Source organism: Frigoribacterium sp. CFBP 13712, assembly GCF_014842255.1.
Lineage (GTDB): Bacteria > Actinomycetota > Actinomycetes > Actinomycetales > Microbacteriaceae > Frigoribacterium.
In genome coordinates, this window is the sequence record NZ_JACYVH010000001.1 from 447,970 (window position 1) to 470,989 (window position 23,020).

Annotated in this window: 23 protein-coding genes, 1 tRNA gene and 1 pseudogene; 12 read left to right on the plus strand and 13 right to left on the minus strand. The window is 71.2% G+C overall.

The window, feature by feature from the left end:
- Positions 1–93: 93 nt before the first annotated feature.
- The 8 genes and pseudogenes from IFT51_RS02020 (at position 94) to IFT51_RS02055 (ending at position 8,987) form a co-directional block, all read left to right on the plus strand.
- Complete coding sequence (locus IFT51_RS02020; protein WP_192058609.1) at positions 94–1,197, plus strand: YihY/virulence factor BrkB family protein; 1,104 nt, start codon at positions 94–96, stop codon at positions 1,195–1,197.
- Between the two features lie 10 nt (positions 1,198–1,207).
- Positions 1,208–2,053, plus strand: a complete 846-nt coding sequence (locus IFT51_RS02025; protein WP_192058611.1) for an exodeoxyribonuclease III — start codon at positions 1,208–1,210, stop codon at positions 2,051–2,053.
- Between the two features lie 24 nt (positions 2,054–2,077).
- Positions 2,078–3,145, plus strand: a complete 1,068-nt coding sequence (trpS, locus tag IFT51_RS02030) for a tryptophan--tRNA ligase (protein ID WP_192058613.1) — start codon at positions 2,078–2,080, stop codon at positions 3,143–3,145.
- Positions 3,146–3,147: 2 nt separating this feature from the next.
- Positions 3,148–3,792, plus strand: a complete 645-nt coding sequence (locus IFT51_RS02035; RefSeq protein WP_192058615.1) for a GNAT family N-acetyltransferase — start codon at positions 3,148–3,150, stop codon at positions 3,790–3,792.
- On the plus strand, positions 3,789–4,826 hold the full coding sequence (gene ribD / locus IFT51_RS02040; RefSeq protein ID WP_192058617.1) for a bifunctional diaminohydroxyphosphoribosylaminopyrimidine deaminase/5-amino-6-(5-phosphoribosylamino)uracil reductase RibD: 1,038 nt from the start codon (positions 3,789–3,791) through the stop codon (positions 4,824–4,826). The genes IFT51_RS02035 and ribD overlap by 4 nt, the downstream gene beginning before the upstream one ends.
- A pseudogene (gene ribA, locus IFT51_RS02045) lies at positions 4,802–5,464 on the plus strand (GTP cyclohydrolase II); the annotation flags it as partial. The gene ribD and the pseudogene ribA, both read left to right, overlap by 25 nt.
- Positions 5,465–5,648: 184 nt before the next feature.
- Positions 5,649–6,995, plus strand: a complete 1,347-nt coding sequence (locus IFT51_RS02050) for an MFS transporter (protein ID WP_192058621.1) — start codon at positions 5,649–5,651, stop codon at positions 6,993–6,995.
- 102 nt (positions 6,996–7,097) lie between these two features.
- Positions 7,098–8,987 carry an ABC transporter ATP-binding protein gene (locus IFT51_RS02055; RefSeq protein WP_192058623.1) on the plus strand — a complete coding sequence of 630 codons (1,890 nt, stop codon included), beginning with the start codon at positions 7,098–7,100 and terminating at the stop codon, positions 8,985–8,987.
- 39 nt (positions 8,988–9,026) lie between these two features.
- Here the strand turns inward: IFT51_RS02055 and IFT51_RS02060 are convergent, their stop codons facing one another.
- From IFT51_RS02060 to IFT51_RS02085, 6 genes are read right to left on the minus strand one after another with little or no spacing between them, the layout of a single operon-like run.
- Positions 9,027–10,055, minus strand: a complete 1,029-nt coding sequence (locus IFT51_RS02060; RefSeq protein ID WP_192058625.1) for a Gfo/Idh/MocA family oxidoreductase — start codon at positions 10,053–10,055, stop codon at positions 9,027–9,029.
- Positions 10,052–10,645 (minus strand): isochorismatase family protein, encoded by a 594-nt coding sequence (locus IFT51_RS02065; RefSeq protein WP_192058628.1) that lies wholly within the window; start codon positions 10,643–10,645, stop codon positions 10,052–10,054. Before IFT51_RS02065 ends, IFT51_RS02060 begins: the two co-directional genes overlap by 4 nt.
- A gap of 4 nt (positions 10,646–10,649) precedes the next feature.
- On the minus strand, positions 10,650–12,158 hold the full coding sequence (gene dacB, locus IFT51_RS02070) for a D-alanyl-D-alanine carboxypeptidase/D-alanyl-D-alanine-endopeptidase (protein WP_192058630.1): 1,509 nt from the start codon (positions 12,156–12,158) through the stop codon (positions 10,650–10,652).
- 46 nt (positions 12,159–12,204) lie between these two features.
- Positions 12,205–13,185 carry a Gfo/Idh/MocA family protein gene (locus tag IFT51_RS02075; protein WP_192058633.1) on the minus strand — a complete coding sequence of 327 codons (981 nt, stop codon included), beginning with the start codon at positions 13,183–13,185 and terminating at the stop codon, positions 12,205–12,207.
- Positions 13,182–13,595, minus strand: coding sequence for an ImmA/IrrE family metallo-endopeptidase (locus IFT51_RS02080; protein ID WP_192058635.1), 414 nt, complete (start codon positions 13,593–13,595; stop codon positions 13,182–13,184). The genes IFT51_RS02075 and IFT51_RS02080 overlap by 4 nt, the downstream gene beginning before the upstream one ends.
- The gene (locus IFT51_RS02085; RefSeq protein WP_192058638.1) at positions 13,592–14,065 is read right to left on the minus strand and encodes a helix-turn-helix transcriptional regulator; all 474 of its coding nucleotides are present in this window, start codon (positions 14,063–14,065) and stop codon (positions 13,592–13,594) included. The genes IFT51_RS02080 and IFT51_RS02085 overlap by 4 nt, the downstream gene beginning before the upstream one ends.
- A 145-nt stretch (positions 14,066–14,210) precedes the next feature.
- On the opposite strand from IFT51_RS02085, the gene IFT51_RS02090 reads away from it, so the two are divergent.
- The 4 genes from IFT51_RS02090 (at position 14,211) to IFT51_RS02105 (ending at position 16,531) form a co-directional block, all read left to right on the plus strand.
- Positions 14,211–14,516, plus strand: a complete 306-nt coding sequence (locus IFT51_RS02090; protein ID WP_192058640.1) for a hypothetical protein — start codon at positions 14,211–14,213, stop codon at positions 14,514–14,516.
- A gap of 158 nt (positions 14,517–14,674) precedes the next feature.
- Positions 14,675–15,442 carry a M15 family metallopeptidase gene (locus IFT51_RS02095; protein ID WP_192058642.1) on the plus strand — a complete coding sequence of 256 codons (768 nt, stop codon included), beginning with the start codon at positions 14,675–14,677 and terminating at the stop codon, positions 15,440–15,442.
- Positions 15,443–15,506: 64 nt separating this feature from the next.
- The gene (locus tag IFT51_RS02100; RefSeq protein ID WP_192058643.1) at positions 15,507–16,187 is read left to right on the plus strand and encodes a hypothetical protein; all 681 of its coding nucleotides are present in this window, start codon (positions 15,507–15,509) and stop codon (positions 16,185–16,187) included.
- The gene (locus IFT51_RS02105) at positions 16,184–16,531 is read left to right on the plus strand and encodes a hypothetical protein (RefSeq protein ID WP_192058646.1); all 348 of its coding nucleotides are present in this window, start codon (positions 16,184–16,186) and stop codon (positions 16,529–16,531) included. Before IFT51_RS02100 ends, IFT51_RS02105 begins: the two co-directional genes overlap by 4 nt.
- Before the next feature lie 65 nt (positions 16,532–16,596).
- Here IFT51_RS02105 and IFT51_RS02110 read toward each other — a convergent pair.
- The 7 genes from IFT51_RS02110 to IFT51_RS02140 all read right to left on the minus strand — a co-directional run bounded on the left by IFT51_RS02110 (position 16,597) and on the right by IFT51_RS02140 (position 23,020).
- Positions 16,597–16,669: transfer RNA gene (locus IFT51_RS02110), tRNA-Thr, on the minus strand.
- Between the two features lie 61 nt (positions 16,670–16,730).
- Positions 16,731–17,411, minus strand: a complete 681-nt coding sequence (locus IFT51_RS02115; RefSeq protein ID WP_192058647.1) for a TetR/AcrR family transcriptional regulator — start codon at positions 17,409–17,411, stop codon at positions 16,731–16,733.
- Between the two features lie 14 nt (positions 17,412–17,425).
- Positions 17,426–18,589 carry a DNA polymerase III subunit delta' gene (locus IFT51_RS02120; protein ID WP_371740647.1) on the minus strand — a complete coding sequence of 388 codons (1,164 nt, stop codon included), beginning with the start codon at positions 18,587–18,589 and terminating at the stop codon, positions 17,426–17,428.
- The gene (gene tmk, locus IFT51_RS02125; RefSeq protein WP_192058650.1) at positions 18,586–19,206 is read right to left on the minus strand and encodes a dTMP kinase; all 621 of its coding nucleotides are present in this window, start codon (positions 19,204–19,206) and stop codon (positions 18,586–18,588) included. The genes IFT51_RS02120 and tmk overlap by 4 nt, the downstream gene beginning before the upstream one ends.
- Positions 19,206–22,133 carry a type I DNA topoisomerase gene (gene topA / locus IFT51_RS02130; RefSeq protein ID WP_192058652.1) on the minus strand — a complete coding sequence of 976 codons (2,928 nt, stop codon included), beginning with the start codon at positions 22,131–22,133 and terminating at the stop codon, positions 19,206–19,208. The genes tmk and topA overlap by 1 nt, the downstream gene beginning before the upstream one ends.
- A 138-nt stretch (positions 22,134–22,271) precedes the next feature.
- Positions 22,272–22,664 carry an Rv3654c family TadE-like protein gene (locus IFT51_RS02135; protein ID WP_192058654.1) on the minus strand — a complete coding sequence of 131 codons (393 nt, stop codon included), beginning with the start codon at positions 22,662–22,664 and terminating at the stop codon, positions 22,272–22,274.
- Positions 22,661–23,020: a TadE family type IV pilus minor pilin gene (locus IFT51_RS02140; protein ID WP_192058656.1), complete on the minus strand. Its 360-nt coding sequence runs from the start codon at positions 23,018–23,020 to the stop codon at positions 22,661–22,663. The genes IFT51_RS02135 and IFT51_RS02140 overlap by 4 nt, the downstream gene beginning before the upstream one ends.

Below are 23,020 nucleotides of genomic sequence, written 5' to 3' on the forward strand. Positions count from 1 at the left end.
GTGACCCTGTGCCGCGCGGTCGCGTGCCATCGTACGCGAGGCGCACGGGTGCGTGGTCCGGACGCGAGCGTCGCGCACCCCTACCCTGGTGCGATGCGACGACGACCGGACGACGAGCGGTCGATCGACGACCCCGTGGCCGGAGACGACGCCGACGCCCGGTCGAGGGTCGGCCGCGTCACGACGGCGCGGCCCGTGCGGGTGGTCGGCCGCTACGTCGGAGCGAAGGGCCCGCTGCTCGCCGCCGGTCTCACGTACCAGGCCCTCTTCGCCCTGTTCGCGGGCCTCTGGGTGGGCTTCTCCGTCGCGGGCTTCGTCGTCTCGGGCGACGAGGCCCTCCGCGACCAGCTGGTCGTCTTCATCCGCTCGGCCGTCCCCGGCCTGATCCAGGACGACTCGGGGGCGGGCGTGGTCGACCCCGACGCCCTCCTCGACGCCACCGTCTTCGGCTGGACCGGCGCGATCGCGTTCGTGGGTCTGCTCTTCTCCGCCATCACCCTCTTCGGCGGGATGCGCGACTCCGTCCGCACGATCTTCCGTGCGCCGTCGCCGGCCACCCCGTTCCTCCGGCTGGTGCTGCGCGACCTGGCCCTCGCCCTCGCCTTCGGCGCCGCCGTGGTCGTCTCGGCCACGGTCTCGCTGCTCAGCACCACGGCGGTGCGCTGGGCCCTGCACCTGCTCGATCTGTCGACCACGTCGGCCGCGTCCGTCCTGCTGCTCCGTGTCACGGCGCTCCTGCTCGTCTTCGTCTTCGACGCTCTCGTGCTCGCCGCGCTGTTCCGGGTGCTGGCGGGTCTGCACATCCCCGGCCCGCGCCTCCTCGTGGGGTCCGCCCTCGGCGCCGCGGGCTTCGTCGGTCTGACGGTCGTCGGCGGGACCCTGCTCCGCGCGACGGGCGCCAACCCCCTCCTGGCGTCGTTCGCGGCGGTCATCGGTCTGCTGATCGTCATCGATCTGCTCTGCCAGGTGCTGCTGCTCGCCGCGGCCTGGATCGCGGTCGGCATGGACGACATCGGGGTGCTCGCCGACCCGCACCAGGAGGCCGAGCGCCTGCGCCTGCTCGAGGAGGAGCGGCTGGCCCAGGAGGCGCGGGTCGCCACCCGCTCCCGGCGTGCCGTCGCGGCCGTGCGGGGCCTCGTCTCCCGCCTGCCCCGTCCCTCCCGACCGCGCGGCGACGGCGACGGTGGCCGCCGGTAGTGTTCTGCGCATGGGAACACGTCTCCGCCTCGCCTCCGTCAACGTCAACGGCATCCGGGCCGCGTACCGCAGAGGCATGGGCGACTGGCTCGCCGAGCGCGACGTCGACATCCTCACGCTCCAAGAGGTGCGCGCCTCGACCGACGACCTCGAGGGCCTGCTCGGCCCCGAGTGGAACGTCGTCCACCACCCCGCGACGGCGAAGGGCCGCGCGGGTGTGGCCATCGCCTCCCGCGGGGCGGCCTCCGTGCACCGCGTCGAGCTCGGCGACGACGACTTCGACAGCGCCGGGCGGTGGATCGAGGCCGATTACGACGTCGCCGGCACGATCGTCACGGTCGTCAGCACCTACGTGCACTCGGGCGAGGTCGACACCCCCAAGCAGGACGAGAAGTGGAGATTCCTCGACGCGATGACCGCCCGGCTGCCGCAGCTGGCGGCGCACAACGGGCTCGCGGTCGTGACGGGCGACCTGAACGTCGGTCATCGCGAGCTCGACATCAAGAACTGGAAGGGCAACGTCAAGCGGGCCGGCTTCCTCCCGCGCGAGCGCTCGTACTTCGACCGGTTCCTCGGCGAGGCCGGGACCGAGATCGAGACGGTGGACGGCACCGGCGGCAGCGGACTCGGCTGGGTCGACGTCGGGCGCCGGCTCGCGGGCGAGGTCGAGGGGCCGTACTCGTGGTGGTCGTGGCGCGGCCAGGCCTTCGACAACGACACCGGTTGGCGCATCGACTACCACCTGGCGACGCCCGCTCTCGCGGCCAAGGCCGAGAACCACACCATCGATCGAGCGCCGTCGTACGCCGAGCGCTGGTCCGACCACGCACCCGTCGTCGTCGACTACGACATCTGATCTCTCCGACCCCCTGAGGACGTCATGACCGGCACCACCCCCTCCCCCGCATCCGCCGCCTCCGAGACGGTCGAGCCCCCTCGCGGCGCCGGCCGCCCCCGGCTCTTCTCCGGCATGCAGCCCTCCGCCGATTCGCTGCACATCGGCAACTACGTCGGGGCCCTGCTGCAGTGGCGCGAGCAGCAGTCGACCCACGACGCCCTCTTCTGCGTCGTCGACCAGCACGCCATCACCGTCGCCCAGGATCCCGCGACGCTCCGCGAGTCCACCCGGCGGACGGCCGCCCAGTACATCGCAGCGGGCATCGACCCGTCGCTGTCGACGCTCTTCATCCAGTCGCACGTGCCGGCGCACGCGCAGCTCGCCTGGGTGCTGAACACCCTCACCGGCTTCGGCGAGGCCAGCCGCATGACGCAGTTCAAAGACAAGGCGGCCAAGCAGGGCGCCGACTCGGCCTCGCTCGGCCTGTTCGCCTACCCCACGCTCATGGCGGCCGACATCCTGCTCTACGGCGCCGAGGTGGTGCCCGTCGGCGACGACCAGCGTCAGCACGTCGAGCTGACACGAGACCTCGCCACCCGCTTCAACTCCCGGTTCGGCACGACGTTCGTGGTGCCCGAGGCCACCATCCAGAAGGAGTCGGCGCGGGTCTACGACCTGCAGAACCCCGAATCGAAGATGAGCAAGTCGGCGGCCACCGAGTCGGGTGTGGTCTGGATGCTCGACGAGCCGTCGCGCACGGCGAAGAAGATCAAGTCGGCCGTCACCGACACGGAGCGCGAGATCCGCTTCGATCGGGGCGCCAAGCCCGGGGTGTCGAACCTGCTGACCATCCAGTCGGCGTTCACCGGGCGCGCCATCGCCGATCTCGAGCACGACTACACCGGCCGCGGCTACGGCGACCTCAAGAAGGACGTCGCCGAGGTGGTCGTCGAGACGTTCGCGCCGATCCGGGCGCGCGCGCTCGAGCTGCTCGACGACCCCGCCGAGCTCGACCGCGTGCTGGCCGGCAACGCCGATCGCGCGAACGAGCTCGCCCAGTCCACCCTCGACACGGTGTACGACCGCATCGGCTTCCTCCGCAAGGCCTGATCGTGCAGCCCTTCGTCCTCGAGTCCGACGCCGTGCGTCTGGCGGTGCCCGAGCGGGCGGACGTCGCCGCCATCGTCGACGCGTGCCGCGACCCCGAGCTGCAGAGGTTCACGACCGTCCCCGTGCCCTACGACGAGTCCGACGCCGAGTTCTTCCTCCGACGGATCGTCGATCACGGCTGGTCGACCGGGCGCGAGTTCACCTGGGGGCTCCGGTCTCCCGGGTCGTCGCTGCTCGTCGGCATGATCAGCCTGCGCTTCGCGGACGACGACATCGGCTTCTGGACGTCACCCGCCCATCGGGGTCGAGGTCTCATGACGGCCGCGGTCGCTCTCGTGGCCGACTGGGCGTTCGCTCACGGCGGGGTCGACGAGCTCTACTGGGAGGGGTTCGTCGACAACGACGGCAGCGCCGGCGTAGCCCGATCGACGGGGTTCCGGTACACCGGCGACGCCCCGGGTCTGCATCCGGCACGCGACGGCTCCCATCCGCTCTGCCGGACGGCTCGACTCCGTTCGAGCGACGACCGGTCGGTGAAGCCCGGGTGGCCCGTCGGCGTCTCCCCCTCGGAATACTCGCGCGACCCTGCGGTTGACATCCGTGGCCTCGACGAACCGATCGGCGAGACCGAACCGGAGAGACCATGACCACCCCCTCGAGCGCGTACGACGCCGCCATGCGGCGAGCGCTCGAGCTGGCTCTCCGTGGCACGTCCCTCGGCCCCAACCCCCAGGTCGGGTGCGTCCTCCTCCGCCCCGACCTGACGGTGGCGGCCGAGGGATGGCACCGCGGCGCCGGGACACCGCACGCCGAGGTCGACGCGCTCTCGAGGCTCGCGCCGGGCGAGTCCGCCGTCGGCCTCACGGCCGTCGTCAGTCTCGAGCCCTGCGATCACACCGGCCGGACGGGCCCCTGCAGCGAGGCCCTGATCGGCGCCGGGGTGTCGAGGGTCGTCTACGCCGTCTCCGATCCCGGCGAGTCGTCCTCGGGTGGTGCCGAGCGCCTCCGGCGGGCCGGGGTCGAGGTCGTGGCGGGCGTCCTCCGCGACGACGCCGAGGAGACCATCCGCCCCTGGCTCGTGGCGACCCGTGCGGGTCGCCCGTTCGTCACCCTCAAGTGGGCCTCCAGTCTCGACGGACGCGCCGCCGCGGCCGACGGCACCAGCCGGTGGATCACGGGCACGGCCGCCCGACAGCACGTGCACGAGCAGCGGGCCGCGCACGACGCCATCCTCGTCGGCACCGGCACCGTCCTGGCCGACGACCCCGGGCTCACCGCGCGCGGCGACGGCGGCGAGCTGCTCGCCGACCAGCCGCTGCCCGTCGTGGTCGGCCACCGGCCCGTCCCGGCCGACGCCGAACTCCGGAGACACCCGAGGGCTCTCGTCGAGACCGGCAGCCGAGACCTCGAGGCCGTGCTCGCCGACCTCTACGGGCGCGGCGTCCGCAGCGTGTTCGTCGAGGGCGGCCCGACCGTCGCCAGCGAGTTCGTGCGACGAGGCCTCGTCGACGACTACCTCGTCTACCTCGCCCCGACGCTCCTCGGCGGACCGCGCACGGCCCTCGGCGATCTCGGTGTGGCGAGCATCGACGGTCAGGTCCGTCTCGTGACGACCCGCGTGACCCCCCTCGGCGACGACGTCCTGATCGTCGCCCGTGCCCAGCCCCGGAGAACACCATGACCGCCTCGCCCGCCGCCTCGCCCCAGATCACCTTCGAGGTCGAGACCACCGTGCCGACCCGGCACGGCACGTTCGCCTTCCGCGCGTACCGCGACCTCGTCACGGGGGCCGATCACGTCGCCGTCGTCGCGACCGGCCCCGACGGTCGTGCTCCCGGCGACGGTGCGCTCGTGCGGGTGCACTCCGAGTGCCTGACCGGCGAGGCCTTCGGGTCGCTGAAGTGCGAGTGCGGTCCGCAGCTCGACGCCGCCCTCGACACGATCCACGAGCACGGCGGCGTGGTCGTCTATCTGCGGGGCCACGAGGGCCGCGGCATCGGTCTGATCGACAAGCTCCGCGCCTACCGGCTGCAGGAAGACGGTCTCGACACCCTCGACGCGAACCTCGCCCTCGGGCTGCCGGCCGACTCCCGGCAGTACGGCGCGGCGGCGGATGTGCTGCGCGACCTCGGCATCCACGAGATCCGGCTGCTCAGCAACAACCCGGAGAAGAGCCGCCAGCTCGTCGAGCACGGCATCGCCGTCTCCGAGCTCGTGCCCCTCGTGGTCGGCGTCGGCACGTTCAACGAGGGCTACCTCGACACGAAACGCGACCGCATGGGCCACCAGCTGCCCGGGCACCTCCCCACCGACGGCTGAGCACCACTCACGAAGGCGCTAAACTGAACGACGGCTGTCACGAGCGGCCACACCCCACCGGCGTCGTGCGCCCCTGCTGATCCCCGGCCGACGCACGTCCACGACCGAGCCGTTGAGTGCCCCACCCGGCCCCGCTCCGCCGTCGTCGCCGGCATCGTCCTCCCCGCCGCTCCGGAGTCCCCCCATGTCGTCATCAGCCGTCGCCTCGTCGACGCAGCCCGCACCTCCTGCCAACAAGCGCTCGCGCGTCATCATCGCGAGCCTCGTCGGCACGTCCATCGAGTTCTACGACTTCTACGTCTACGCGACGGCCGCCGTCCTCGTCTTCCCGACCGTCTTCTTCGCGAACGACGACCCCGCCGTCGCGCGCCTCGCCTCGTTCGCCGTCTTCGGCGTCGCCTTCATCGCCCGACCCGTCGGCTCGATCGTGTTCGGCCACTTCGGCGACCGCATCGGCCGCAAGGGCACCCTCGTCGCCTCCCTCCTCACGATGGGCATCGCGACGGTGCTGATCGGCTGCATCCCCGCCGGCACGACGCCCGGCTGGGCCGTCGCGGGCCCCGCGTGCCTCGTCGTGCTGCGCTTCTGCCAGGGTCTCGGCCTCGGCGGCGAGTGGAGCGGCGCGGCGCTGCTGGCGACCGAGAACGCCCCGAAGAACCGACGGGCGATCTACGGCACGTTCCCCCAGCTGGGCGCGCCGATCGGCTTCATCATCGCCAACCTGCTGTTCGTGCTGCTGAACACCACCCTGACCGAAGAGCAGTTCATGGCCTGGGGCTGGCGGCTGCCGTTCCTGGCGAGCGCCCTGCTGGTGATCATCGGGCTCTACGTCCGCTTCAAGCTGATCGAGACCCCGGCGTTCCAGAAGGTCGTCGACTCGGGTTCGGTCGCGAAGCTGCCCCTGGCCCGCGTCTTCACGACGAGCTGGCGCCCGCTGATCCTCGGCACGTTCATCATGCTGGCCACGTACACGCTGTTCTACCTGATGACGACCTTCACCCTGACCTTCGGCACGGCCGATGCCGCCGGCGACCCGGCGGGTCTCGGCATCCCCCGCACGCAGTTCCTGTGGATGCTCATCCTCGGGGTCGTCTTCTTCGGCGTCTTCACCCTCGTCTCCGGGCCGCTCGCCGAGAGGTACGGACGACGGGCGATGCTCATCTGCGTCACGGCCGGCATCCTGGTGTTCGGGTTCCTGTTCGCCCCGCTGTTCGCCGGCGGCGTGCTCGGCGCGCAGGCACTGCTGATCATCGGCTTCGTGCTGATGGGGCTCACCTTCGGCCCCATGGGCGCGGTGCTGCCCGAGCTGTTCCCGACCAGCGTCCGGTACACCGGCTCGGCGATCAGCTACAACGTCGCGAGCATCCTCGGCGCGGCCGTGGCCCCGTTCATCGCCGTGTGGCTCTGGACGGCTGCAGGCGGCAGCACCTGGCTCGTCGGGCTCTACCTCTCGTCGATGGCCGCTCTGACGCTCGTCGCGTTGATCCTCAGCCGCGAGACCCGCGACGTCGACTACGAGGCCGTCGACTGACAGGTGCCGGGGCCGCCGACGAAGTACGGTCGTCTCAGGCGGTCCGTCGGCCGCCCCGGTCACCCGCCGCGCGCCGCGCGGCCTCCAGGCACGAGAGGCACCATGAGCTCCGACACGAGCGCGCGCACCCCGACGACCCCTGCCGAGGAGGCGCGGGTCGACCCCCCGAGGGCGCGCCGCGGTCTCGGACGCCGTCGCCCTCCCGAGGGGCCCCGTGCCACGTTCCGTCAGCTGCTGCCGTACCTCTTCGAGCACAAGAAGGTCATGACGGTGATCATCGTGCTCAGCGTGCTGGGCGCCGCGGCCTCGCTCGGTCAGCCGCTGCTCGTACAACGGGTGATCGCCGTCGTCGAGCAGGGCGGGGCCCTGGGCTCGCTCGTCTGGGCCCTCGTGGGCCTCGTGGTCGTGGCCGGTCTGCTGAGCGGGTTCCAGCACTACCTGCTGCAGCGCACCGGCGAGGGCGTCGTGCTCTCCAGCCGGCGCCGCCTCGTCGGGCGCATGCTGCGACTGCCGGTCAGCGAGTTCGACTCCCGCCGCACGGGCGACCTCGTCTCGCGGGTCGGTTCGGACACCACGCTGCTGCGCGCCGTCCTGACGCAGGGCCTCGTCGAGGCGATCGGCGGCAGCCTCACCTTCATCGGCGCCCTGGTCGGCATGTTCCTGATCGACCCCGTGCTGCTCGGACTCACCGTGCTGGTCGTCGCCGTCTCGGTGCTCGTCGTCGTGCTGCTCTCGGGGCGCATCCGGGTCGCGAGCCGACAGGCGCAGGAGAAGGTCGGAGACCTCACGGCGGCCGTCGAACGGGCCATCAGCTCGGTCCGCACCATCCGGGCGTCGGGGGCCACCGAGCGCGAGGTCGCCGCGGTCGAGCTCGACGCCGTCGGGGCCTACGAGCGGGGGCTGCAGGTCGCCCGGATCTCGGCGCTCGTCGTGCCCATCTCGTCGATCGCGCTGCAGGCCTCGTTCCTGGTCGTGCTCGGAGTCGGGGGCTTCCGTGTCGCCAGCGGCGCCATCGAGATCGCGTCGCTGGTGTCGTTCGTGCTCTTCCTCTTCCTGATGATCATGCCGCTCGGCCAGGCGCTCGGCGCCGTCCTCAGCGTGAACCAGGCGCTGGGCGCCCTCGGTCGCATCCAGGAGATCCTCGACCTCCCGTCGGAGGACCACGATGACCGCCGCACGGCCGCCGACCTCGCCGGTGTCGCCCGCGTCGAGACCACCGACGCCGTGACCTTCGACGACGTGCACTTCCGCTACCCCGCGGCACCGGACGCAGCGGCCGGCGGGGTCGACGGCGTCGTGCCGGACGACGACCTCACTGTGCTCCGCGGGGTCAGCTTCTCCGTCCCCGCCGGCGGGCGCACCGCTCTGGTCGGGCCGTCGGGCGCGGGCAAGAGCACCATGCTGGCGCTCATCGAGCGCTTCTACGACCCGACGGCGGGAGTCGTTCGGATCGACGGGGTCGACCTGCGCGCCCTCGACCGCGACGAGCTGCGCTCGCGCATCGGGTACGTCGAACAGGACGCCCCCGTGCTCGCCGGCACCATCCGCGACAACCTGACCCTCGGCTCGCCGGGCGCCACCGACGACGACTGCCGACGGGTGCTCGAGGCCGTGAACCTCACCGCGGTGCTCGATCGCGGCGACGAGGGCCTCGACGCGCAGGTCGGCGAAGACGGCGTCATGCTCTCGGGCGGCGAGCGCCAGCGTCTCGCGATCGCCCGCACCCTGCTCTCCGCCCCGCCCATCCTCCTGCTCGACGAGTCGACGTCGAGCCTCGACGGCGTCAACGAGCAGCGTCTGCGTGGCGCGATCGACGCCGTGGCGGAGGACCGCACGCTGATCGTCATCGCCCACCGACTGTCGACCGTCGTCGACAGCGACCAGATCGTCGTCGTCGACGGCGGGCGGGTCGTCGGGGTCGGCACGCACTCCGAGCTGGTGGTCAGCACGCCGCTCTACCGCGACCTCGCGAAGCACCAGCTGCTCGTCTAGCGGCGAGCCGGGGCCGCTGGGGCCGCTGGGGCTCGAGGGTCAGCGGGTGCCGCGCCGTGCCTCCTCGATGACCTCGAGCGCTGCGACCGCGTCTCGCGGGTCGACGGGCACCTCGGCCTCGCCCCGCAGCGCTGCGGCGAGGCGGCCGTAGAACAGCGGGTAGCGGCCCCGCTCGGTGGGCACCACCCGGGCGTCGTCTCCGATGCCGATCGTGCCGTGCCGTGCCGGGTCGACGAGTCCGTAGGCGTCGTCCGCGGGCGACAGACCGTCCGCGAGCTGCGCCTCCTGCGGGTCGAGACCCGAGACGACGTAGGCGCCCTCCGATCCGAGCACCCGGAGGCGCGGGCCGGGCTGCGCGGCGACGTGACTCATCCAGAGACGCGAACGGACGCCGCTCTCGTGGCGCAGCGACAGCAGGACGTCGTCGTCGGCCGTCGCGGTGGGCCGACGCGTCGCGATCTCGGCGTGCACGTCGGAGACCGGGCCGAAGAGCCGCAGCGCCTGGTCGACGAGATGCGGGCCGAGGTCGAAGAGGATGCCGCCGCCGTCGGCGACCGTGGCGGAGGACTTCCAGCCCGCGCGGTTCGCGGTCTTCCACGGCTCGAAGCGGGACTCGAAGGTGTGCACGTCGCCGAGCGCCCCGTCGGCGATCAGCCGCGACGCCGTCAGGTAGTCGCCGTCCCATCGGCGGTTCTGGTAGACGGTGAGCAGTCGGTCGGAGCTCTCGGCCTGCGCGATCAGCGCGCGAGCCTCGGCGGCGGAGGTCGCCACCGGCTTGTCGACCACGACGGCCGACCCGGCACGGAGCGCCTCGGCGGCCACGTCGGCGTGCGTCGCGTTCGGGGTCGCGACGACGACGAGGTCGAGCCCCATGCCCGCGAGGTCCGCGCTGGAGGCCACGACCGCTGCGGCGGGGTGCCGATGCGCAGCGTCGGCCGCGCGATCGGCGTCTCGCGTGACGACGGCCGCCACGTCGTAGTCGGGGTCGGCGGCGAGGAGGGCGCCGTGGAACACCCGCCCGGCGAGCCCGAAACCGACGATGCCGACCCGGATCGGCGCCCCGCTCACGACTCGACCCCGAGATCGGAGCGGGTGACGAGCGTCGCGCCCGCCTCCGACATCTCGGCCAGTGCGGCTTCGCTCGAGACGGGGGCGACACCGGCGACGAGATCGGTCACGACCCGGACGGCGAGCCCGGCGGCCACGGCGTCGAGCACCGACGCCCGCACGCAGTGGTCGGTGGCCAGCCCGACGACGTCGAGCGAGTCGACGCCCCGAGCCCGGAGCACCTCGGCGGCGCTCTCGCCGTCGGCCGTCACGCCCTCGAACGCCGAATACGACGGGCTGCCCGTGCCCTTCGTGAGATGCACGTCGATCGACGACGCGTCGAGCGCCGGATGGTAGTCGGCGCCGGTCGTGCCGCGGACGCAGTGCACCGGCCACGAGTCGACGTAGTCGGGCTGCTCGGAGAAGTGCCCGCCGTTGTCGCTCTCGGCCTCGTGCCAGTCGCGGCTGGCCAGCACGAGGGCGTAGTCGCCTGCCGCGAGCGCCAGGTGCTCGGCGACCCCCTCGGCGACGCGGGTGCCGCCTGCCACGCCGAGCGCGCCTCCTTCGGTGAAGTCGTTCTGGACGTCGATGACGAGGAGTGCTCTGACCATGCGCTCATTCTCCTGACAGATCGGCGCCGCAGCGGTACACGGCCGCCGTCAGCGTGTCGAGTGCGGCGCGGGCGTCGTCGCGCACGTCGCCGATCGCGTAGAACGCGAAGGCGAGTCGGGTGCCGTCGGCGGAGTCGATGCTGCCCGCCAGCGTGTAGGCCGTGTCGATCCAGCCCGTCTTCGCGTGCACGGAGCCGGCCGCGACCGCGTTGTCGCCGGTGAAGCGACTCGCGAGGGTGCCCGTGCGCCCCGAGATCGGCAGCGAGTCGTAGACGACGCCGAGGCCGTCGCGGCGGTCGGCCACGGCGATCATCAGCCTCGCCACGACCGTCGAGGGGACCGCGTCGTTCTCGCTCAGCCCCGATCCGTCGATGATCGTCGTGGTCGAGGTGTCGAGCCCGTACGTCGACGACAGCACCGAACGGTAGAGGGGCGTCAGCGAGGCGGACGACCCGTCGGCGCCCGACGCCCGCGACGAGGTCCGTGCGAGCATCTCGGCGAGCGTGTTGTCGGAGGTGGGCAGCAGCTGCGAGATCAGGGTGGAGACGGGCTGCGACGCGACCTCGCCCAGCACGGTGGCGCTGCTCGAGGCGCCCTGCGACATCGCCGCGGTGTCGGCCCCCGCGACCCCCGCGGAGACCAGCGCGGCCCGGAAGGCGTCGCCGGCGCGAGCGACGGGGTCGGTGCTGCGCGGGCTGGTCTGCGCGGCGGGGTCGGCCCGGTCGCCGTCGACCATCAGCGCCGTCACCTCGGAGTGGTAGCCGATGGTCTGCTCGGAGCGCTTCCAGGAGGGGTCCCACTCGTCGGCCTGACTCCAGTAGGTGGCGTCGAGAGTGATCCGCGAGACGGGGGCGTCGCCCAGCCGGGTCTTCACCTGCGCGGCGAGGTCGGCGAGCGTCGGCGCCCCGGCGTACACGCTGCCGCCGGAGGGGACGGCGCTGAGCGTGGCGTCGCCACCGCCGACGAGGGCGATCGCGCCGCTGCCGACGTCGCCCGTCACCCTGGTGGTCAGACGATGGTCGGGCCCGAGCACCGCGAGGGCGACCGCGCTCGTCAGGGTCTTGAGGACGCTGCCCGTGCGGGCGGGCGTCGATCCGTCTCGGTCGAACAGCACCTCGCCGGTCGCGGCGTCGACGACGGTGCCCTCGAACTGCGCGAGGCGGGGGTCGGCGGCCGCGGCGGCGACCGAGCAGGAGCGCACCGGGGCCGCCGTCGGAGTCGCGGTCGGCGTCGGGGTCGTCGGGGCCACGTCGGGTGCCGCCGTCGGGGTGTCGTCCGCGGTGGGCTCAGGTGTCGCACGGGGCGAGTCGGTCGGCGACGAGGTCGAGACGGTCGGCTCGCCCGGCGTCGTGATGGCCCCGGCCGCGACCGCTCCCCCCGCCAGCAGGGCGATCGCGGTCACGACCGCGGTCACGCGCACCCCTCGGGGGTGCTCGTCGAGGAGGCGCGCGAGGGTTCTCCGCGGACCGCCGCGTCGGTCACGCGGACGTTCTCGGGGTGCGTGGTCGTCCATCGCAGCCAGTGTACGAAACCGTCGCCGCGCCTCCTACCCGTGCCTGTTACTCGCCGGGATAGCGGACCCCGATCTGCTTCCGCATCTCGTCCATGGTGCGCATGACGTCGACGATGCCCTCGGCCGTGAGCAGGGGGCTCTCGGTCTCGCCCGCCGAGACGACGCGCTCGAGTTCGATGGCCTGGTGGTGCATGCCGCGGAGGGACCCCTCGTCGGAGTCGAAGCGCTCGATGACGGCGTCGTCGCTGTCGTACACGGTGAAGCCGACGGGGGTGTACCAGGTCGCGTCGATCTCGACGCGACCGGCCGTGCCGTGCACGACGGCGACGTTGTGCCCCGTCGAGTCGAGCGCCGAGTACAGCTGCGCCGAAGCGCCGCTCGCATAGCCGAGGGTCACCGAATGGCGGGCGTCGACGCCCTGGTCGCTGAGGACCCCGACGGTCGCGATGTCGGTCGGGGCGCCGAGCAGATCGTGGGCGAACGACACCGGGTAGACGCCGAGGTCGAGCAGCGCGCCGCCGCCGAGCGCCGGGTCGTTGAGGCGGTGGCGCGGGTCGGTCGGCAGGGACTGCAGGTGCACGGCCGTCAGGAGGCGCACCTCGCCGATGGTGCCGGATCGCACGATCGCCCGCAGTCGCGCGCTCTGCGGGAGGTAGCGGGTCCACATCGCCTCCATCGCGACCACGCCGGCGGCGGACGCGGCGTCGAGGACCGTCTGCGCCTCGGCGGCGTTGACGGTGAAGGCCTTCTCGACGAGCACGTGCTTGCCGGCGGCGATCGCGAGCAGGGCCTGCTCGGCGTGGAAGACGTGCGGAGTCGCGACGTAGACGGCGTCGACGGTCGGGTCGGCCACGAGGTCTTCGTAGCTGCCGTGCGCGTGGTCGATGCCGAACCGGCCGGCGAACTCGTCCGCCTTGGCCTGGTCGCGCGAACCGACGGCCGAGACGGCCAGGCCGGCCCCCAGCAGGTCGGAGGTGAAGGCCTGGGCGATGCCGCCCGCGCCGAGTATTCCCCATCGAATCGTCATGACACCTGTCTACCAGCCGCCCGGTCGGACTCCGACACCCTCAGCTGCGCGATGCGCGCCTCCAGCAGGTCGGCCGTGACGGCCAGCTCGACCGCCCAACGCCCCGGGTCGGACGACCACCTCATCAGATCGAGCAGCTCGTCCTCGTCGATGAGTCGGAGGGAGGCGACCCTGTCGGCATTGCGCTCCATCCGCAGGTCGATGAGCGGGACGCCCGTCTCGTACTCGTCTCGCTCGGCGTGGACGAGCTCGTGCGCGAGGACGGACCGCTCGAGCGCGCCTCGCATCCGGGGCTTGATGAGGATGGCGCCGAGCTGGGGTACGTACCTGCCGAAGTCCGCTCGAAGCGGGTACTCGATGATCGGGACCCCCAGATCCGCCGCGTGCTCCCGCGGTACGTACTGAGTCACGGTGTGTGGTCGTCCTCCTCGACTTCGTGGGCGTCGCTCTTGGCCGCACTCGGCAGCGACTCGATGTCATCTTGACTGGAGCCACTGACAACGGCCCACGCAGGGTGATCGACCGGGGGCGCGGAGGTCGCGGAGGCGTCCGCCGCCGAGCTGACCCTGCGGAGCATCTCGCGGGCGATCTCGAGATCGGTGAAGTCCGTGATCTGCAGGGCTCGCGGAACGCTCAGCGTGCCCTCGATGTCGCCTGGCCGGAGGTAGCCGGCGGCGACGAGGGCCAGGAAGGGGCTGACCCCGTAGGCCCGTGCCACTCCGATGACCTGTTCCGCCTTGGGCTGCACCTCGCCCGAGACCCATCGACTCACGGTGGCCGTCGAGACGCCCGCGACACGGGCGATCTCGGATTGGTTGGGTACTCCGGCTTCGGGGCCGGCGATCGCAGTGAGGAAGGCCGACCAGGTCTGGGTGATCACGAGGAGACGCTACAGGTCTCGCTGCATACGTGCAACACATTTCCATATACGGAGCAGCAGTCCTGTGGGCATCCTGTCGCGACACGCCGCGTTCCGCCCACGGGACGCTGTTGCACACGTGGAGATGCGCCGTAGTGTTCCTCGTATGAACAAACCATCCGCACATGCAACACCGACCAGGGTCGACCGTCTGGTTCTGGACGTCGTCGCTCTGCACGAGCTGCGAAGGACTCACCAGATCGAGTCCGACGCCGAGCTGGCCCGGATGATCGGCGTCGACCGGACGACCCTCGCCCGGGTCGCAGCAGGCGGTCCGCCGTCCAACGGCTTCATGGCCCGGACCAAGCTGCTCTTCCCCTCGGCACCGCTCGACCGGCTCTTCGTCGTCGAACGACTGCTCGCCACCCGCCATCAGGTCGGGTCGGCACCACTCGGACTCCGCCACCGCTGAGTCCCGTGCACGCTCGCCACGACAACCGAGCACCTGCTTCCCCACACGGGGAGCGGCTCAGCGACCGCTGAGCCGAAGAAAGAGAAGAAACGGAGATTCACATTCCTGAATGGGGAGGCCACACGAATGGCCAGATACCCGCCTCGGCACTCGTACCCGTGCCGGCGACCCTCACCGGTTCCGGCTATCTGCGAAGCGACGCCGCCAGGCAGTACACCGCACTGAACAGTGCATTCCAGGCTCAGTTCGGGGCAGACCTCGTCATCACCGAGGGCTACCGGAGCTACGAGCGTCAGAAGTACCTCTACGACGGCTGGCTCAACGGTCAGCCGGGCTTCAACTACGCAGCAGAACCCGGAACGTCGAATCACGGGTGGGCGACCGCCTGCGACTTCGGCGCCGGCGTAGCCAGTTACGGCACACCTCAGAAGGCCTGGATGGACGCCAACGCGCCCACCTTCGGCTGGTCACCGACCGGCAACGGCTTCCCCTCCCGGGAGCCGTGGCACTTCGACTACATCCGGGCCTACGAGCCCATCACCGCACCTCCGACAGATACGAAAGAAGAAGACATGGACAAGCTCTACATCATCACTCAGGGAACCACGAGCCGCTGGGCTCCCGGCAGCAAGTTCCTCATCTCGAACGGACGCAGCCGGCTCGTGTCGACCGCCGATCTGGCCCTCGTCGGCCTGGCGCTCTCGGACGGCATCGAGGTCACGACATCGGAGATGGGTCGCGTGCTCGCGCTGCACAGCATCCCCGATTCGGGCAGCGTGTCGATCAACGACTTCGACCGCTACCGCAACATCAGCCTCGCGCTGAACGCGGACTCCCCCACCCCGAACATCCAGTACACCGTCTCGAGCAACCTCGAGGCCGTGAAGTCGGGTGTCGGAGCGATCCGGACCAAGGTCGGCGCCTGACGGACGACGACGAGGGAGGCCTCCGCTTCGGCAGGGGCCTCCCCTCCCTCTCCGGGGAGGAGCCGTGACCCTCCACCCCGTCGGCCCCTCGAGCTACGGCTCGCTCCGGGGTGTCGTCCAGTACGTGACGGACGAGACCGTCGCAGCGCAGGTCAATTCGCTCATCGCCGAGTCCGCAGGCGTCTTCGCGGACGGCGGCATCCTGTCGGTGAACGAGGGGCTCCGCTCACGACGCGACCAGGAGATCAAGCGGGCCGCATGGGAGGCGTTCGTCGACGGCGGCCCCTGGGCCCCGCTCGCGGCGGTGCCCTACACGTCGTCGCACGACCAGGCGCAGGGCGCCGGCCTCGACTTCGGCATCACACTGCCCGACGGGCGGAACCGGGCGCTCGAGGACGACGAGGCGGCCCACGCGTGGGTCGTCGCACGCGGACGCCTCCGAGGCATCCGCCATACGGGAAGGGACTTCCGACCGACGCCCGAATCCTGGCATTTCACGGGCGGATATCCCGCCTCCCTCAACCCCATCGATCCCGAGGAGGTCGACATGACACCAGAAGAGAAGAAGCAGCTCGCCGCCGTCCTGGACGCGGTCACCACGACGAAGAGCGCGGTCGGACGCGTCGAACGCCGCCAGGTGGTGATCGTCGACGCAGTTGTCAAGATCAAGGTCGCCGTGGGCGACGTCCGCCAGAAGGTCTTCCGGATGGCCACGACTCGGAGGCCGCCGGAGGACGGATCATGACCCCGGCCGACGAGCGGACGGCGACCGACTCCGAGGCGCAGCCGCCCTCCGTGCATGCCATCTGGTTCACGACCCAGCGCGTGCTGCGGACCATCGTCGCGGTGGGCATACCCGTCTTCCTGAGCTTCGCCCTGGTCCTGCCGCTGGTCATCGAGGCATTGGGGCTGCCCGTGTCGTCGGCGCTCTACGGGTGGCTCGTCGGGTTCGCCGCGACCACCACAGCGGTCGCGGGAGCGATCACCCGGGTGATGGCGGTGCCGGCGGTCAACAGCTGGCTCATGCGGATCGGACTCGGATCGGTGCCTCGCCCGACCGATCGGAACACGCGACCGGCGGAGCATTGACGACGACGCTCGTCACGGGCTCAGACGACGGAAGCCCCGGTCGGTGACGACCGGGGCTTCTGCGGAGCCGCTTTGGGGAATCGAACCCCAGACCTTCTCATTACGAGTGAGACGCTCTACCGACTGAGCTAAAGCGGCGGATACCGGCCATGGCCGACAACCAGTGCCTGTCGGCACGAATAGATACTGTACCGGATTCTCAGAGTTCGCGTGACACGAGGCGCCGCAGGTCGGCGAAGCTGTCGTCCATCCGGGCGCGGAGGCTGAACCGGTAGTCGCCGAGGTGCTCGACGTCGTCGTCTTCGATCCATTCGGCCCAGGCATGCCGCAGCGTGGCGATGACCACGAGCGCGACGAGGTGGGCGCGGCTCGCTACGGCCGCCGCACCGTCGACCCCGTCGGAGCCGTCGATGGTGGACGCCAGGCCGGCGTCGGCTGCGAGCCGCTGGGCGACGACCTCGGTCACCCGTTCTTCGAACACGCGGACCGACGCCATCCGCCGTGCGAACAGCTCGGGGTACGCGCGCAGCACGGCGCGGCGCCGCTGCACGAGCTCTCGGTCGCCGGTCGCCGTCGTCGCGGCGTGGTCGAGGAGGTGCACCAGACCGTCGAGGAGCGACCCGTCGTGATCGGAGACGAACGCCTCGAGCTCGGCCCCGTCGGAGAGCTGCGGCGGATCTCCGACCACGGCCTCCTCCTTGGAGGTGAAGTAGTTGAAGAACGTGCGGGGCGACACGTCGGCGCGTCGGCTGATCATGTCGACCGTGACGGCGTCGAGGCCGTGCTCGTTGATGAGATCGAGCACCGCGACCTGGATCGCCCGCCGCGTGGCCAGGCGCTTTCGCTCGCGGAGGCCAGGGGCGGCGGTCGGGTCGCTCATCCGGCCATCTTGCCTCACCTGACCGCGTGTCTGCTGATGGCGACGAGCATGGCCTCGAGTGCGAGGACAGGCGACACGTTCGACTCGATGCGACGGCGGGCGACCGCGATCGCGTCCATCACGGCGAGGGTGCTGGCCGGCGAGGAGGCGCGGGTCGCCTCGTCGAGACGCCCGCGCATGCTCTGGTTGACGGGGTCGTCACCGACGCCGAGGTGCAGGAGCAGGACGTCGCGGTAGAGCGAGAGCAGGTCGACCATGATGCGGTCGATGCCGTCGCGGAGGCTGCGCGTGGCACGGCGCTTCTGGTCGTCGTCGAGCGCCCGCAGCTGACTGCGGAGCGCCGGAGGCACCGTCCCGCCCGGCTCGACCCCGAGGGAACGCAGCGCACTGGCCCGCTCGTCGGCGTCGCGTTCGGTCGTGATGGCCTTGGCGTCGTCGCCGGCCACCGCGAGCAGCGTCGCCGCCGCCTGCACGGCGTCGGACACAGAGCGGATGGCGAGCGCGGTCTCGAGCGTCCGTCGGCGACGGTCGCGCGCCTCCGGGTTGGTGGCGAGTCGGTGCGCCATGCCGATGTGACTCTGAGCCTCGCGGGCCGCGACGACGGCCGTCTCGTGATCGACTCCGTCGCGACGCTCGATGAGGGCCGCGACGTCGGCCACCGAGGGGACGCGCAACCGCACGCCACGGACCCTCGACCGGATGGTCGGGATGAGATCGGCCTCGCTGGGCACGCAGAGGATCCAGACCGTGCGAGGCGGCGGCTCCTCCAGCGCCTTCAGCAGGAGGTTCGACGTGCGCTCGGTCATGCGGTCGGCGTCCTCGATGACGACCACCCGGTAGCGCCCCACCGACGGGGAGAACTGGGAAGCCGCGACCAGGGTGCGGACCTCGTCGATGGTGATGATGATGCGCTCGGTGCTCAGCACCGCGAGGTCCGGGTGCGAGCGGGCCCCGACCTGACGGATGGTCGCCTCGGCATCCTCGTCGCTGCGGGCCAGGAGCGCCGCAGCGAACGCGTAGGCGAGATTCGACCGCCCCGAGCCGGGCGGGCCCGTGATCAGCCAGGAGTGGGTCATCGACGAGTTGCCCGGTTCGGTCGAGGCCGCCGCACGCAGCGACTCGATGGCGTCGGCCTGACCGGTCAGGCCGTCCCAGAACGACGGTGTCGACACGGTCACTCCAGGAGGCCGGCGACTCGGTCGCGGATGAGCGACGCGATCTCCGCCTGCGGCAGAGACGCGTCGACGACCACGAACCGCTCGGGTTCGGACTCGGCCACAGCCAGGTACGCGGCACGGACGCGCGCGTGGAAGTCGGACTTCTCGGACTCGAGCCGGTCGTATTCGGTGCGGGCGCTGTCGAGCCGACGTCGCCCCTCGGCCTCGTCGAGGTCGAGCAGGACGGTGAGGTCGGGGGCCAACCCGTCGACCGCCCATTCGGACAGCGATCGGATCTCGTCTCCGCCGAGGACCCGGCCGGCACCCTGGTAGGCCACCGATGAGTCGATGTACCGGTCTTGCAAGACGACGTCGCCCCGGTCGAGGGCGGGCCGGACCAGCGTCTCGACGTGGTGCGCCCTATCGGCGGCGTACAGCAGGGCCTCGGCACGCGGGGCGATGTGACCGCGACGATGCAGGACGATCTCGCGGAGCTCGAGCCCGAGGTCGGTCCCCCCGGGCTCGCGCGTCCGCACGACGGACCTGCCGCTCTCGACGAGCCAGGCCTCGAGCAGACCGGCCTGCGTGGTCTTCCCCGATCCGTCGCCGCCCTCGAGCGTGATGAAGAGGCCCGCCACTACTCGGGCTTCTTCGCAGCTGCCGGCTTCTCGGCCGCAGCGGGCTTCGCCGCAGCGGGCTTCGCCGCAGAGGGCTTCTTCGCAGCAGCGGCCTTGGTCGCGGTCGCCTTGGTCGTGGCGGCCTTGGTCGTGGTCGCCTTGGTGGCGGCCGCGGGCTTCTTCGCGGCCGGCTTCTTGGCAGCCGGCTTCTTGGCAGCGGGCTTCTTGGCCGCCGGCTTCTTCGCAGGCCCCTTGGCGCGTTTGTCGGCGATCAGCTGCACAGCGCGCTCGAAGTCGACCTCCTCGACGGTCTCACCGCGGGGGATGGTCGCATTGGTCTCGCCGTCGGTGACATAGGGCCCGAAGCGACCGTCTTTGACCTTGATGGGCTTGCCGCTGACCGGATCGGCCTCGAACTCCTTCAGGGCGCTGCTGGCGCGCTTGGCACCGTACTTCGGCTGAGCGTAGAGCTCGATCGCACCGGCCAGGTCGATGTCGAAGATCTGATCCTCGCTGGTGAGCGACCGCGTGTCGGCGCCCTTCTTCAGGTACGGGCCGTAGCGGCCGTTCTGCGCCTGGATCTCCTCGCCGCTCTCGGGGTCGACACCCACGACACGGGGCAGGTCGAGAAGCCGGAGGGCGGTCTCGAGATCGACGGTGTCGACGTCCATGCTCTTGAACAGCGACGAGGTCCGCTCCTTCGGAGCGGCCTTCTTCGCCGGCGCCTTCTTCGGCTTCGCCCCGGTGCCTTCCGTCGCAGCGGGCGCGGGGGCCTCGACGACCTCGCCGGTGGCGGGATCCGCATCGACCTCCTCGGGAGTCCGCTCGGTCAAGTAGGGGCCGAAACGGCCGTCTTTCGCGATGACCTCCTTGCCGCTCTCGGGATTGACGCCGAGCACGCGATCGCCGATGACGGGCGCGTCGATCAGCTCACGAGCCTTCGCCGCGGTCAACTCGTCGGGAGCGAGGTCCTCCGGCACGTTCACCCGACGCGGAGTCTCGGGGTCCGAGCCCGGCGCCTCGAGGTAGGGGCCGTACCGTCCGATGCGGAGGGTGAGCCCCTCGCCGAGCGGTATGGAGTTGATGTCCCGTGCGTCGATGTCGCCGAGGTTGTCCACCACCTTGCGGAGACCACGGTGCTGCTCGTTGCCGAAGTAGAAGCCGTTGAGCCAGTCGACCCGATCGGCGCCGCCCCCGGCGATCAGGTCCAGGTCGTCTTCCATGCTCGCGGTGAAGTCGTACTGGACGAGGTCGCCGAAGTAGTCCTCGAGCAGTCTCACGACCGAGAAGGCGATCCAGTTCGGCACGAGCGCCGTGCCCCGAGGGGTCACGTAACCGCGGTCGACGATGGTCGACATGATCGCGGCGTAGGTCGACGGGCGACCGATGCCCAGCTCTTCGAGCGTCTTGACGAGGCTCGCCTCCGTGTAGCGGGGAGGAGCGCTCGTGTCGTGGCCCTTGGCCTCGACCGCGTCGAGGGCGAGGTTCTGCCCGACCGTCAGGGGCGGGAGCTTGGCGTCGGCCGGCTCGGCCGAGCCGTGGCGGTCCTCGTCGCGTCCCTCTTCATACGCGTTGAGGAACCCGCGGAACGTGATGACGGTTCCCGATGCGGTGAACTCCGCCAGGGTGCCCGCGCCGCTGCGCGGGGTGATCCCCTCGACCGCATCGGGGGTCGTGGCCGCCACGACGACGGACGCCGTGGATCCCTTGGCATCGGCCATCTGCGAGGCGACCGTGCGCTTCCAGATGAGGTCGTAGAGCTTCCAGTCGTTGCCGCGGAGGGTGGTCGACATCTCGGACGGCGTGCGGAAGGTGTCGCCCGACGGGCGAATCGCCTCGTGCGCCTCCTGGGCGTTCTTGCTCTTGCCCGTGTAGAGGCGGGGTTTGGCCGGAACGGTCTCGGCACCGTAGAGCTTCGACGCCTGGTTGCGGGCCGCATCGATCGCCTGCTGCGAGAGCGACGGCGAGTCGGTGCGCATGTAGGTGATGTGGCCGTTCTCGTAGAGCGACTGCGCGACGCTCATGGTCTGACGAGCCGAGAAACGCAGTTTCCGCGCCGCCTCCTGCTGCAGGGTCGACGTCGTGAACGGCGCTGCCGGACGACGCGTGTAGGGCTTCGACTCGACGGAGGTGACCTCGATCGTGACGCCGGCGGACTCGAGGGCCCGTGAGAGGGCGAGCGCGGTCGACTCGTCGAGTGAGACGGACTCGTTCTTCAGCTGCCCGCGGTCGTCGTAGTCGCGACCGCTCGCGACGCGTGAGCCGTTGATCCGCACCAGCTTCGACGAGAACGGGACCGACTCGGTCGAGGGCTCGAAGGTCGCGGTGAGGTCCCAGTAGGTGGCGGAGACGAAGGCGAGACGCTCTCGTTCGCGATCGACCACGAGTCGTGTCGCAGCCGACTGGACGCGACCGGCGGAGAGACCGGGGCCGACCTTCCGCCAGAGGACGGGCGACACCTCGAACCCGTAGAGACGGTCGAGGATGCGGCGGGTCTCCTGGGCGTCGACGAGCGCCGTGTCGAGCTCACGGGTGTTCTCCTGCGCCTTCTGGATGGCGTCCTTCGTGATCTCGTGGAAGACCATCCGCTTGACGGGGACCTTGGGCTTGAGCTCCTGCAGCAGGTGCCACGCGATGGCCTCGCCCTCGCGGTCCTCATCAGTCGCGAGGTAGAGCTCGTCGGCCGTCTTCAAGGCGCGTTTCAGATCGGAGACGGTCTTCTTCTTGGCGTCGGACACGACGTAGTAGGGCTCGAAGCCGTTCTCGACGTCGACGGAGAACTTGCCCAGCGAGCCCTTCTTCAGCTCGGGCGGCAGGTTCTTCGGCTCGATGAGGTCGCGGATGTGGCCGACGGATGCGAGGACCTCGTATCCGCTGCCGAGGTACTGGGCGATCGTCTTGGCCTTCGCGGGCGACTCGACGATGACCAGTTTCTTCGTGCCTGGCACGGGACTCCTTGGATTGTGGAACGTAGACGGCCGATCGAGACCGATCGGCGAGGCCGTCGGGGACGACGTCCCCTCCGGCGAGGGTGACGTGGTGGCTGCCGACAGGCACACCATACACACACCGCACGCGCGACTCGCTCACGGCGTCGCCGGTGACCCGACCGCCTCGGCGGGTGGCGGACCCGCCGTCGCGGACGCCGCCACGGGCAGGAGACCGAGTGTGCTCGACACCCTGACGGTGACGATGGATCCGTCCGTCTCGCAGGCCACGAGGGCGGCCCGGTTGGCCTCGGCCGCCCGGCTCGCGGCATCGCAGACGACCCCGGCCGTCAACCCTGAGGCCACGTCGGCGCCCGCCAGGGCCGAGGCGTCGGCGGCCCCTGCCACCCGACTGCGCTCGACCAGGACCCGCGCCGTGCCCGTCACGGCGAGCACCAGCGCGACGATCATCAGCAGCAGTCCCACGGCGACGACGGACGCCGATCCCCCGTCGTCGCCGGGCAGGAGGCGCGGGTGCGGTGTCGAGGTCATCCGCCGGCCCTCGGGGCGCAGCTCCGACCGGTCAGCTCGAGACCCTCGACGGGCCCGAGTGCCACCACCCGCGTGAGCCGGATGCAGACCAGATCGCCCTCCGACGACGTGGAGACGCTCGCGCCCGGTGCGAGAGCCGCGAGCGTCGCCGGCACGGCGTCGCTGCCGCCTCGGGCCGTCTGCCGCGCGACCACAGCCGCGGCGTCCGACAGGCGGATGGCCTGCATCCCCGCGCCGGCGCCCACGAGGGCGAGACCGACGACGGACAGGAGCGCTGGCACCACCACGGCGAACTCGGCCGTGACGCTGCCGACGTCGGACGGGAACCGGCTGCGCCCCGGTGCGACGCAGGCCAT

Excerpts from the sequence above, each read along its gene's own strand:
- IFT51_RS02115 (WP_192058647.1), bottom strand. The coding sequence starts at position 17,411 with ATGAGCGACCCGACCGCCGCCCCTGGCCTCCGCGAGCGAAAGCGCCTG.
- IFT51_RS02055 (WP_192058623.1), top strand. The coding sequence starts at position 7,098 with ATGAGCTCCGACACGAGCGCGCGCACCCCGACGACCCCTGCCGAGGAG.
- IFT51_RS02105 (WP_192058646.1), top strand. The coding sequence starts at position 16,184 with ATGACCCCGGCCGACGAGCGGACGGCGACCGACTCCGAGGCGCAGCCG.
- IFT51_RS02025 (WP_192058611.1), top strand. The coding sequence starts at position 1,208 with ATGGGAACACGTCTCCGCCTCGCCTCCGTCAACGTCAACGGCATCCGG.
- IFT51_RS02140 (WP_192058656.1), bottom strand. The coding sequence starts at position 23,020 with ATGGCCTGCGTCGCACCGGGGCGCAGCCGGTTCCCGTCCGACGTCGGC.
- IFT51_RS02075 (WP_192058633.1), bottom strand. The coding sequence starts at position 13,185 with ATGACGATTCGATGGGGAATACTCGGCGCGGGCGGCATCGCCCAGGCC.
- IFT51_RS02065 (WP_192058628.1), bottom strand. The coding sequence starts at position 10,645 with ATGGTCAGAGCACTCCTCGTCATCGACGTCCAGAACGACTTCACCGAA.
- trpS (WP_192058613.1), top strand. The coding sequence starts at position 2,078 with ATGACCGGCACCACCCCCTCCCCCGCATCCGCCGCCTCCGAGACGGTC.
- IFT51_RS02020 (WP_192058609.1), top strand. The coding sequence starts at position 94 with ATGCGACGACGACCGGACGACGAGCGGTCGATCGACGACCCCGTGGCC.
- IFT51_RS02090 (WP_192058640.1), top strand. The coding sequence starts at position 14,211 with ATGAACAAACCATCCGCACATGCAACACCGACCAGGGTCGACCGTCTG.
- IFT51_RS02135 (WP_192058654.1), bottom strand. The coding sequence starts at position 22,664 with ATGACCTCGACACCGCACCCGCGCCTCCTGCCCGGCGACGACGGGGGA.
- dacB (WP_192058630.1), bottom strand. The coding sequence starts at position 12,158 with ATGGACGACCACGCACCCCGAGAACGTCCGCGTGACCGACGCGGCGGT.
- IFT51_RS02050 (WP_192058621.1), top strand. The coding sequence starts at position 5,649 with ATGTCGTCATCAGCCGTCGCCTCGTCGACGCAGCCCGCACCTCCTGCC.
- ribD (WP_192058617.1), top strand. The coding sequence starts at position 3,789 with ATGACCACCCCCTCGAGCGCGTACGACGCCGCCATGCGGCGAGCGCTC.